The sequence below is a fragment of the Mesorhizobium sp. LHD-90 genome (assembly GCF_030929505.1).
Classification (GTDB): domain Bacteria; phylum Pseudomonadota; class Alphaproteobacteria; order Rhizobiales; family Rhizobiaceae; genus Kumtagia.
The window spans coordinates 1-8,762 of record NZ_JAVFVV010000048.1; the positions used below are offsets into that span (position 1 = coordinate 1).

General features: G+C 63.2%; 15 protein-coding genes and 1 pseudogene. 6 read left to right on the forward strand and 10 right to left on the reverse strand.

Going from position 1 to position 8,762, the window contains the following annotated elements; translation table 11 throughout:
* Nucleotides 1-227: 227 nt before the first annotated feature.
* Both RB623_RS30120 and RB623_RS30125 read right to left on the reverse strand, forming a co-directional pair.
* Nucleotides 228-512: a SelT/SelW/SelH family protein gene (locus RB623_RS30120; protein ID WP_308060949.1), complete on the reverse strand. Its 285-nt coding sequence runs from the start codon at nucleotides 510-512 to the stop codon at nucleotides 228-230.
* Nucleotides 509-1,255, reverse strand: a complete 747-nt coding sequence (locus tag RB623_RS30125) for a YebC/PmpR family DNA-binding transcriptional regulator (protein WP_308060950.1) — start codon at nucleotides 1,253-1,255, stop codon at nucleotides 509-511. The genes RB623_RS30120 and RB623_RS30125 overlap by 4 nt, the downstream gene beginning before the upstream one ends.
* A 107-nt stretch (nucleotides 1,256-1,362) precedes the next feature.
* Here RB623_RS30125 and RB623_RS30130 point away from each other — a divergent pair, with 107 nt between their 5' ends.
* The gene (locus RB623_RS30130) at nucleotides 1,363-1,824 is read left to right on the forward strand and encodes a GFA family protein (protein ID WP_308060951.1); all 462 of its coding nucleotides are present in this window, start codon (nucleotides 1,363-1,365) and stop codon (nucleotides 1,822-1,824) included.
* A gap of 83 nt (nucleotides 1,825-1,907) precedes the next feature.
* On the forward strand, nucleotides 1,908-2,717 hold the full coding sequence (locus RB623_RS30135; RefSeq protein ID WP_308060953.1) for an MBL fold metallo-hydrolase: 810 nt from the start codon (nucleotides 1,908-1,910) through the stop codon (nucleotides 2,715-2,717).
* A gap of 86 nt (nucleotides 2,718-2,803) precedes the next feature.
* On the opposite strand, the gene RB623_RS30140 is transcribed toward RB623_RS30135, so the two are convergent.
* Nucleotides 2,804-3,136, reverse strand: a complete 333-nt coding sequence (locus RB623_RS30140; protein WP_308060955.1) for a helix-turn-helix transcriptional regulator — start codon at nucleotides 3,134-3,136, stop codon at nucleotides 2,804-2,806.
* Between the two features lie 50 nt (nucleotides 3,137-3,186).
* Here RB623_RS30140 and RB623_RS30145 point away from each other — a divergent pair, with 50 nt between their 5' ends.
* From RB623_RS30145 to RB623_RS30155, 3 genes are read left to right on the forward strand one after another with little or no spacing between them, the layout of a single operon-like run.
* Nucleotides 3,187-3,669, forward strand: coding sequence for an SRPBCC domain-containing protein (locus tag RB623_RS30145; RefSeq protein WP_308060957.1), 483 nt, complete (start codon nucleotides 3,187-3,189; stop codon nucleotides 3,667-3,669).
* A 26-nt stretch (nucleotides 3,670-3,695) separates the two neighbouring features.
* Nucleotides 3,696-4,058: a hypothetical protein gene (locus tag RB623_RS30150; protein WP_308060959.1), complete on the forward strand. Its 363-nt coding sequence runs from the start codon at nucleotides 3,696-3,698 to the stop codon at nucleotides 4,056-4,058.
* A 38-nt stretch (nucleotides 4,059-4,096) separates the two neighbouring features.
* Nucleotides 4,097-4,558, forward strand: a complete 462-nt coding sequence (locus RB623_RS30155) for an SRPBCC family protein (RefSeq protein ID WP_308060961.1) — start codon at nucleotides 4,097-4,099, stop codon at nucleotides 4,556-4,558.
* Between the two features lie 61 nt (nucleotides 4,559-4,619).
* Here the strand turns inward: RB623_RS30155 and RB623_RS30160 are convergent, their stop codons facing one another.
* The 7 genes from RB623_RS30160 to RB623_RS30190 form a co-directional block, all read right to left on the reverse strand.
* Nucleotides 4,620-5,039: an META domain-containing protein gene (locus RB623_RS30160; protein WP_308060963.1), complete on the reverse strand. Its 420-nt coding sequence runs from the start codon at nucleotides 5,037-5,039 to the stop codon at nucleotides 4,620-4,622.
* The gene (locus tag RB623_RS30165) at nucleotides 5,039-5,800 is read right to left on the reverse strand and encodes a TerC family protein (protein WP_308060964.1); all 762 of its coding nucleotides are present in this window, start codon (nucleotides 5,798-5,800) and stop codon (nucleotides 5,039-5,041) included. The genes RB623_RS30160 and RB623_RS30165 overlap by 1 nt, the downstream gene beginning before the upstream one ends.
* A gap of 75 nt (nucleotides 5,801-5,875) precedes the next feature.
* Complete coding sequence (locus RB623_RS30170; protein WP_308060966.1) at nucleotides 5,876-6,706, reverse strand: YmdB family metallophosphoesterase; 831 nt, start codon at nucleotides 6,704-6,706, stop codon at nucleotides 5,876-5,878.
* A 70-nt stretch (nucleotides 6,707-6,776) separates the two neighbouring features.
* Entirely contained in the window at nucleotides 6,777-7,004 is a 228-nt protein-coding gene (locus tag RB623_RS30175; protein WP_308060967.1) for a hypothetical protein, read from the reverse strand.
* Between the two features lie 138 nt (nucleotides 7,005-7,142).
* Nucleotides 7,143-7,481, reverse strand: a complete 339-nt coding sequence (locus RB623_RS30180) for a transcriptional regulator (protein WP_308060969.1) — start codon at nucleotides 7,479-7,481, stop codon at nucleotides 7,143-7,145.
* A 105-nt stretch (nucleotides 7,482-7,586) separates the two neighbouring features.
* Nucleotides 7,587-7,757, reverse strand: a complete 171-nt coding sequence (locus tag RB623_RS30185; protein ID WP_308060971.1) for a BrnT family toxin — start codon at nucleotides 7,755-7,757, stop codon at nucleotides 7,587-7,589.
* Nucleotides 7,758-7,761: 4 nt separating this feature from the next.
* Nucleotides 7,762-8,343 (reverse strand): 5-formyltetrahydrofolate cyclo-ligase, encoded by a 582-nt coding sequence (locus RB623_RS30190; RefSeq protein ID WP_308060973.1) that lies wholly within the window; start codon nucleotides 8,341-8,343, stop codon nucleotides 7,762-7,764.
* Nucleotides 8,344-8,555: 212 nt separating this feature from the next.
* Between RB623_RS30190 and RB623_RS30195 the strand changes: the two are divergent.
* Nucleotides 8,556-8,654: pseudogene (locus RB623_RS30195) on the forward strand (3-hydroxybutyrate dehydrogenase); the annotation flags it as partial.
* Nucleotides 8,655-8,762 lie beyond the last annotated feature (108 nt).

Sequence of the window (8,762 nt, forward strand, 5' to 3'; positions counted from 1 at the left end):
CCACGCAACCGACCGGCACCCTCCAGCCAAAACATCCCGACGACGAAATCTCCAGCGTACTCAAACGCGTAAAACAAAACCCCGCCAAAAATGACGGGGTTTGTCAGCAGTCTGAGCCCCGCTTCGGCGGGGTTTTTTGTTGCCTTGGCGTCGGCCCGTTCGCGCGCCGGCTTCATTTTTCCGGCAATGCGCCCACTGATGCGCGCGCCTGTCAGGCGACCGAAAGACTATACTTTTCGATCGGCGTGGCCGAGATCGCGCTCCGGGTCGATGATGTCGCGCACCAGTTGCTTGAGTTTCGCGGCGTCGGGAAAACCGCCGTCGCGTTTGCGGTCCCAGACAAGCTGCTCATTGCAGGTGATGGTGAAGATCCCGCCGGTGCCGGGGACCAGCGCGACCTCGCCGAGTTCGGTTCCGAAGGTCGAAAGCAGCTCCTGCGCCATCCATCCCGCCCGCAGCAGCCATTGGCACTGCGTGCAATAAGTGATGCGGATCAACGGTTTGGCGCTCACGCAGCGCTCAGCTTGGCAAGCGTAGCCTCGTCCACCTCGAAATTGGCGTAGACGTTCTGCACGTCGTCGTCGTCCTCGAGATTGCCGACCAGTTTCATCAGCGATTGCGCGCGCTCCTCGTCGACCGGCACGCTGGTCTGCGGCTTCCACACGATCTTGACGCTCTCGGCCTCGCCGAGTGCTGCCTCCAGCGCCTTGGAGACCTCGCCGATGTTTTCGAAGGCACACTGGACGGTGTGGCCGTCCTCGTCCGACGCCACGTCGTCGGCGCCGGCCTCGATCGCCGCCTCCATCACCTTGTCGGCCGAAAGCTCCGGCTTGTAGACGATCTCGCCGACACGGTCCCACAGGAACGACACCGATCCCGTCTCGCCGAGCGCACCGCCCGCCTTGGTGAAGGCGGCGCGGACGTTGGAGGCGGTGCGGTTGCGGTTATCGGTCAGCGCCTCGACGATGAGCGCCACGCCGCCCGGCCCATAACCTTCGTAGCGGACCTCGTCATAGCTCTCCGCGTCGCCGCCGGACGCCTTGTTGATCGCCCGCTGGATATTGTCCTTGGGCATGGACTCGGCCTTCGCCGCCTGCACAGCCAACCGCAGGCGCGGGTTCATGGCCGGATCGGGCGTGCCGAGCTTGGCAGCGACGGTGATTTCGCGCGCCAGCTTGGAGAACAATTTCGATTTCATCGCGTCCTGCCGGCCCTTGCGATGCATGATGTTCTTGAACTGAGAATGGCCGGCCATGAGGTCCCTGTCTTCGAAATATCTGCGATTTCCGGAATGGCGGGCTTATAGATAAATTGCCGTCAAACGTCCAGAAGGAGCGGGCATTGCCGCTACAGCACGTTACTTTGCCCGACTTGCCGCTCACTGGCGGCTGCCAATGCGGACAGGTGCGCTACCGCATTACCGCGCAGCCTTATGTGTTCTATCTCTGCCATTGCAAGGAATGTCAGCGCCATACGTCGAGTGCATTTGGCGAATCCCTGCGGCTTCCGGCCGAGGATGTGAGCGTCGAGGGCAAGCTCAAGACTTTCACCCGGGTTTCGGACGGTGGAAACCGCCGCGAGGGGCATTTCTGTCCCGTCTGCGGCGTGCGCGTCGTTCACGGCACGCAAGGCGCGCCGATGGTAAACGTGAAGGCCGGGACGCTCGACGATACGCGCTGGCTTGTGCCCGCGGGCCATATCTGGACACGCTCGAAGCAGCGGTTCGTCGAGATAGGCGAGCATGAACTCGCCTACGAAACCCAACCGGACGACAGCTACGCCGCGCTTGCGGCGCGATGGCGCGAAATGCTCGCGAAGGTTTGATCTTCGAAACGTCGATTCGGCTGGTGGCAATGCCGCAAGTCCTTAACGTGAAACGCACAACAACCTGCACGGACCGGAACGCCATGCCTTTCCGCCTGCTTGCCTCTCTTTGCTTCATTCTCTTCGCGCCCGCCCTGGCGGCGGCCCAGGAAAACACGCCACCGCCCAGCAAATGCATGGCGATCGCCCAGGCGCTGCCCGAGGCCACCTATGCCGCGTTCACGCCGATCCAGGCGGCCAGCGAAGGCGAAGTGGTCATCACCTATGCCGGGCACTCGACCTATCTGATCGACTCGCCGGCCGGCGTCCGCGTCGCTACGGATTTCAGCGGCGTCTATGGCGGCAATCCGCCGCCGCGCGTCGTCACCATGAACAAGGCGCACCGCACGCATTTCACCGAGGCGCCCGACCCGGCGATCGAATATGTCCTGCGCGGCTGGAATCCGGAAGGAGGTCCGGCGCGCCATGCCGTCGTGGTGGACGATGTCTACATACGCAACGTGACGACCGACATCCGCGACTGGGGCGGCAACCTCGAACGGGACGGCAACTCGATCTTCATCTTCGAGGTTGCGGACCTCTGCATCGGCCATCTCGGCCACCTGCACACCAGGCTGAGCGACGCCCAGTTCGGCGCCATCGGCCGGCTCGACATCCTGATGGTGCCGATCGACGGCGGCATGACGCAGTCGCTCGGCTCAATGAGTGAGATCACGGCGCGGCTGCAATCCTCCATCGTGCTGCCCATGCACCGCCATTCGACGCCGATGGGCGAATTTCTGGGCATGATGGGCGACAAATTCGCCGTCGATTTTCGCGAGAGCCGCTCGCTGACGGTGTCGCTGCGCAGCCTGCCGGACCGGCCGACCATCGTGGTCCTGGACGGGGTTTAGAGCCCTCGCATCGCACCTTCGCCGCAGTTTCGGCGGGTCCTCGCGGACTTGGTGAGCCAGAGATGGCCCACTCCGTCGCACTGCGGTCAGGACTTCCTGCCCTCCAGGTCGCTCTTCAGCCGGTCGAGAATGCTCACCGCATGGCTGGCATATTCGCCGATCCAGCGGTCGTGGATGCGCTTGATCGGCAGCGCGTTGAGATGGTTCCAGCGTTCGCGCCCCTCGCGCCTGACGATGATCAGGTCCGCCTCCGCCAGCACCTTCAGATGCTGCATCACCGTGCAGCGATCGAGCGCCGGCAGCGCCTCGCAAAGCATGCCGGTCGTGCGCGGCGCCCCTTTCAGGCAATCCAGCAGGGCGCGGCGAGACTGATTGGCCAAAGCCTTGAAAATACTATCGTCTGAGGCTTCGCTTGACATGTTATATTTCTATAACATAATCTGGCGACAGGCAAGAAGGAGCTGTGGATATGTCTCTTGGGTTCAAGATATCCGGCCGCGTCGCCAAGCCGGTGGACGAAGTGTTCGACGCCGTCGTCAATCCGAAAAAGCTCAGCGGCTATTTCACCGCCATCGGCGGTGCCAGCGCGCCGCTGGTCGAGGGCACGACGGTCGTCTGGTGGGGTGACGTTCCAGTCCAGGTCGACGAGGTGACGGAGAACGAGCGCATCGTGCTGCGTTGGGACGCGCTGACGGCCGACGGCAAGCCCGGTTACAAGACCCGCATCGAGATGGGTTTTGCGGCGCTGGACGACAGCGCGACGATGGTGACCATCGCCGAGTCCGGCTGGCGCGAGGACGAGGTCGGGCTGAAGAAATCCTATCTCAACTGCGAGGGATGGACACAGATGATGTGCAGCCTGAAGGCCTATCTCGAATACGGCATCAATCTTCGCGAAGGCTACTACCGCAGCGAGTTGAAGGGCGAGCCCGCCCGCGAGCACAACATCTGACGTCGTCCGGTTGTTTGGAGGAGATCATGACCGCGGAGATCAAGGGCGGCATCAACATCGCCATGAAGGTGCCGAGCCATCAATATGAGGCGACGATCCGTTTCTATCGCGACGTCGTCGGCCTGAAACCCTTTGACGCCAAGGCACCGGCGATCGGCTTCGAGCTCGGCCCCAACCGGCTGTGGATCGACGAGGCGCCGGCGATGAGCCAGGCCGAGATCTGGCTGGAGCTTTTCACCGGCGACCATCGGGTGGCGCTTGAGCATCTCGAGGCGTCCGGAGCCATACGCTGCGATCCGATCGAGCGGCTCGGCGAAGATTTTCGCGGCGGCTGGATCATGAACCCGGCCAACATCGTTCACATGGTGCGCGAGCCCGACGCCTGGTGAAGCCGCGTGCAACCCTTCCTCAATTCAAGGAGGCAGACATGACCGATCTTGCGCCCGTGGCGGTCGCCGAAATGTTGATCCGAAAACCGGTCGCCGAAGTCTTCGAGGCCTTCGTCGACCCGGCGATCACATCGAAATTCTGGTTCACCCACGGCAGCGGCCGGCTCGACGGCGGCAGCGGGATCGAATGGGAATGGCGGATGTACGGCTTTTCTGTCCCGGTCACCGTAAAGAATCTGGTGAAGGACAAGAAGATCGTGGTCGAATGGAACGACCCGCCGACCACGGTCGAATGGACGTTCACGCCGATGGACAAAGGCACCTTCGTCAGCATCCGCAATTTCGGCTTCGCCGGCCGCGCGGAGGAGCAGGTAAAGACGGCGGTCGATTCGGCCGGCGGCTTTTCCTTCGTGCTTGCCGGCGCCAAAGCCTGGCTGGAGCAGGGCGTAACGCTTGGCCTGGTTGCCGACCGCCACCCGAAAGGTTTGCCGTCGGAGTAGGCCGCGGCGGCGCACCGGGCTTTCGGGGCCCGTCAGCTGATGACCGATCCGAGACGACCGTTCAGGACGCGTTGCGAAGCCGAAGGACGATTTTTTCGTCGGCGTCGAGCAGGATCAGCGCCGGGCCGTCCCATTTCCAGCCGCGCACGGCATCGAGAGCACCGAAGAACTTCATTTCCTGCCCGGAAATCTCCGGCTCGCACATCATGCGGGTGGCCGCTGCCGGCATGAACGAGATTGCCCCGTCGGCGACCTTGACCGACGTCCGGAACCGGTTGCAGCCGCCCGAGCCAAAGGCCTTTCCGTCGGCACCGATTTCGAGTGTCACATCGGCTTTGGCGACGACGCCCTGGCCGCCAATCTCCGCGACGCTCCATTTTCCATAAGGGCCTTCCGGCGGCGCGTCCGCCATGGCGAAACCTCCCGTCAAACACAACATGACGGCGGCCAGCGCCGCCCTCACTCCATTGCGCCGGATCATCAGGGCTTCTCCTCGCTGCGCCTCGCCTTGCGCCGTCTCGCCAGCATGTTGAGCGCCTCGACCAGTGCGGAAAAGCCCATGGCGGCATAGATATAACCCTTCGGCACATGGAAGCCCATGCCGTCGGCGATCAGCGTCATGCCGATCATCAGCAGGAAGCCCAGCGCCAGCATGACGATGGTCGGGTTCTTGGCGATGAAATTCGACAGCGGGTTGACGGCCACCAGCATGACGGTGACCGCCACGATGACGGCAATGTACATGATGGCGATTTCGTCGGTCATGCCGACGGCGGTGATGATCGAATCGATCGAGAAGACCAGATCGAGCAGCAGGATCTGGAAGATCGCCGCGCCGATGCCCATGGTCACCGCGTCCCCCATCATCGTGTCCTTGTGATCCTCCGGATCGACCGTGTGGTGGATCTCCTTGGTCGCCTTCCAGACCAGGAACAGGCCGCCGGCGATCAGGATCAGGTCGCGCCATGAGAAGCCGTGCCCGAACAGGCTGAAGACGGGGTCGGTCAGCCGCACGATGATGGAGATGGTCGCCAAGAGCAGCAGCCGCATGATCAGCGCGGCGCCGATGCCGATGGTGCGGGCGCGTTGCTGGTGTTCCTTCGGCAGCTTGTTGGTCAGGATCGAGATGAAGATCAAATTGTCGATGCCAAGCACGACCTCAAGCACGATCAGCGTCAGCAGCGCCACCCATGCTGTCGGATCGGCAAACCAGTCGAAATGCATCGCAAGGAAGTCGGTCATCGGCCTCTCGTCGAGCGTTGGGCGGGCGGTGCGTAGGTGAAAGCGCGACAGACGTAGGAGAGGCCGCAGTCCACGTCAACGGCCTTGCCAGAAAGAGGGAACGGTTTCTTCGAGCCGCGGGCCGAGCCGCAACGGCGCGATCCGCTCGGTCAGCCCGGTCCGGTCGGAGATCTCGACGCCGAGGCCGCAAATCGTCGCAGGACCGCCCGCCGCCTCGAAGCGGCCCTTCGGCACTTTCGACAGAAAGCGGTTGAGCGGTTCCTCCTTGTCCATGCCGAGCGAGGAATCGTAGTCGCCGCACATGCCGGCGTCGGTCAGGTAGCCCGTGCCGCCGTTGAGGATCTGGTGGTCGGCGGTCGGCTGGTGCGTATGGGTGCCGACAACCAGGCTGGCACGGCCGTCGACGAAATGTGCAAAACACATTTTTTCCGATGTCGCCTCGGCATGGAAGTCGATGACCACCGCATCGGCCTGTTCGCCGAGCGGGCAGGCGGCAAGCTCGCGCTCGGCAGCCTGGAACGGATCGTCGAGTTCCGGGTGCATGAACACCCGTCCCATGATGTTGGAGGCCAGCACGCGCGCCCCGTTGCGGGCAAGGTAGACGCCGGAACCGCGGCCGGGGGTGCCGCGCGGAAAATTCGCGGGCCGCAGGAAACGCTGCTGGCGCGGCGCAAAGTCGAGCGCCTCGCGCTGGTCCCAGACGTGGTTGCCGGTGGTCACCACGTCGGCGCCGGCCGTAATCGTCTCGCGAAAGATTTCCTCGGTGATGCCAAAACCGCCGGCGGCGTTCTCGCCGTTGACGATGACGAAGTCGAGCTTGAAATCGGAGATCAGGCCCGGCAGCCGCTCCCATACCGCGGTGCGCCCCGACCGCCCGACCATGTCGCCCAGAAAAAGTAGTCTCATGCCGACTTCTAGTCAGGTGATGCGCTTCGAGGCAAGCCGAATTGCCCTGGAACGGACTTTCGGCAACGGCTCAAGCCCTTCCGAACCTCTGGCGGCGGCGCCCGTCGGCGGCGCGCAGCACTGCGTCGCTTGGCTGATAGGTCACCTCGCACAAGGTCTCGGACCGCAGCACCGTGGCGGCGGTCGGCGTCCAGGCGATCCGGTGATGCAGCGTGGACCCGGCGATATGGGCGACCATCGCCAGAAAGACCGCCGCTATCAGCACCAAGGGTGCCAGTACAATTTTCAGCAGAAGCATCCCGTCTCTCCAGCGGCGCGGAAGGCACGCTAGCCGCCGTCGCTGAAGATCAAGTTAGACGATTGCCGCGAATTGCCTGGAGGTGCGGCAACTCATGGCCGCCGCCCCCGCAGGCGCGAGCAACTCGAAGTTGCAGCCTCAAGCGGCCGAGGGATGCAATGCGCGCAAAACCGCTTCATGATCGCTGGCTATGACTTTCAGATAAGCGCTCGAGGCTTCGTCCGGTTCGGATCGAAGCGCTTCCCAATCCTGCAATGTGGGAAGCGGGATACGGAACTTGGCGGAAAACTCCTCCCGCGTCATGCCAAGGGCACGACGAATGACACGGGCACGTGACGACCGCTTCATCGTTGCCAATTGTTCTTCGGTCAATGGGGGATTGTCCGGGTCGGAGAGGGCATTCTGATACGCCTCTTCGTCGGTCATATTCCGCAGGTATTCCCAATCGGTCCCGTCAGTAGCGGTTTTCGAGTTCATAGAGCCTTTCTTCGGATTTGGTCGCATGACGGGCTGAGATGATGCGGACGCGTCCGCTCCGTTCGGTGTAGGTGACGGCTAACAGCGCCAAACGCGCCATTCCGATCAGAGTATCATTCCGATCAGAGTATAACGTTCCTCGCCGTCCGCCGTTACCTCCACAGGCAGTTCAACCGCGAAAGTGTCCTCGAACACGAGCTTGGCTGCCTCGAACGATACGCCGTGCTTTGTCAGGTTCGATCCGGCTTTCCTTTCATTCCACTCGAAATCATGCATCGCGCTATTCCGCGAACCGCCTCAGCCCGCTCTCCGTCAGAATCTCCGGCAGGATCACGTCATGCGGTTCGTCGGGCACCTGGGCGACTTCCTGGCAGGCGAAGGCGACGCCGATCAGCCGCACCGGAGCGCCCTTGTCGTGCAGGCGGGCAATGGCGCGGTCGTAGTGCCCGGCGCCGTAGCCGATGCGATGCCCGCGTCCGTCGAAGGCGGCGAGCGGCACCAGCATGACGGTCGGATCGAGCACCTCGGCCTCCGGTCCGGGACCGGAGGTGCCGAACCCCATGTCGACCAGCGCGCCGCCGCGCACCAGCTCGCGAAATACGATGGTTGTCCGGTCGAGGATGGCCGGCAAGCAAAGCCGTGCGCCCTTTTCGCGCAAGGCAGACATCGGCGGCCGCGTATCCACCTCCGAACGGATCGGCCAGAAGCCGGAGACGATGTCCATGGGCCCGGCCTCGATGTGTCGGCGAGCGATCTCGCCCATGGCGAGCGACGCCTCGATGCGCCAGACCGCGTCGAGCGCGTCGCGGCGTCCGAGCGCTTCCTGGCGGAGCAGTTTTTTCAAATCCTTCAGCGTGGTCATGCCCTCTAACTAGCGGGATTGCCGGCCGGACGATACCGCGCATGCGACATGGGCGGGCGGCCGTCACCGCCCTGCCCTCGCATTTCAGCCGCGGCGCTTCGCCCGCATCACCGCATTGCCGAAAATTCATGCGCCACGTTGCTGGCATCCGTGCTGCGGTGCAATATTTCCGTTACGGCGCACCCAACGCTCTTTCATAAGGATACTCAAAAATGGCTGCCAGCCCCCGCACCGCAATCGTCACCGGCTCGACCTCCGGCATCGGCCTCGCCATCGCGCGAAAATTCGCCGCCGACGGTTCACACTACACGACTCTGTTTGGTTTGAGTTTTTTGGGCAGTCGTTTCCAGATCGTGTCCCAGGCTTGTGTTGCGCGGGGTGGGTCGGTTTGAAGCCAGTTGCGCAGGGTGTCGAATCCG

Bases quoted from the DNA above. Each gene is read 5' to 3' on its own strand.
- RB623_RS30170 (WP_308060966.1), bottom strand. From the start codon at position 6,706: ATGAGACTACTTTTTCTGGGCGACATGGTCGGGCGGTCGGGGCGCACC.
- RB623_RS30140 (WP_308060955.1), bottom strand. From the start codon at position 3,136: ATGTCAAGCGAAGCCTCAGACGATAGTATTTTCAAGGCTTTGGCCAAT.
- RB623_RS30150 (WP_308060959.1), top strand. From the start codon at position 3,696: ATGACCGCGGAGATCAAGGGCGGCATCAACATCGCCATGAAGGTGCCG.
- RB623_RS30165 (WP_308060964.1), bottom strand. From the start codon at position 5,800: ATGACCGACTTCCTTGCGATGCATTTCGACTGGTTTGCCGATCCGACA.
- RB623_RS30135 (WP_308060953.1), top strand. From the start codon at position 1,908: ATGCCTTTCCGCCTGCTTGCCTCTCTTTGCTTCATTCTCTTCGCGCCC.
- RB623_RS30125 (WP_308060950.1), bottom strand. From the start codon at position 1,255: ATGGCCGGCCATTCTCAGTTCAAGAACATCATGCATCGCAAGGGCCGG.
- RB623_RS30190 (WP_308060973.1), bottom strand. From the start codon at position 8,343: ATGACCACGCTGAAGGATTTGAAAAAACTGCTCCGCCAGGAAGCGCTC.
- RB623_RS30160 (WP_308060963.1), bottom strand. From the start codon at position 5,039: ATGATCCGGCGCAATGGAGTGAGGGCGGCGCTGGCCGCCGTCATGTTG.
- RB623_RS30155 (WP_308060961.1), top strand. From the start codon at position 4,097: ATGACCGATCTTGCGCCCGTGGCGGTCGCCGAAATGTTGATCCGAAAA.
- RB623_RS30180 (WP_308060969.1), bottom strand. From the start codon at position 7,481: ATGAACTCGAAAACCGCTACTGACGGGACCGATTGGGAATACCTGCGG.
- RB623_RS30145 (WP_308060957.1), top strand. From the start codon at position 3,187: ATGTCTCTTGGGTTCAAGATATCCGGCCGCGTCGCCAAGCCGGTGGAC.
- RB623_RS30175 (WP_308060967.1), bottom strand. From the start codon at position 7,004: ATGCTTCTGCTGAAAATTGTACTGGCACCCTTGGTGCTGATAGCGGCG.
- RB623_RS30185 (WP_308060971.1), bottom strand. From the start codon at position 7,757: ATGCATGATTTCGAGTGGAATGAAAGGAAAGCCGGATCGAACCTGACA.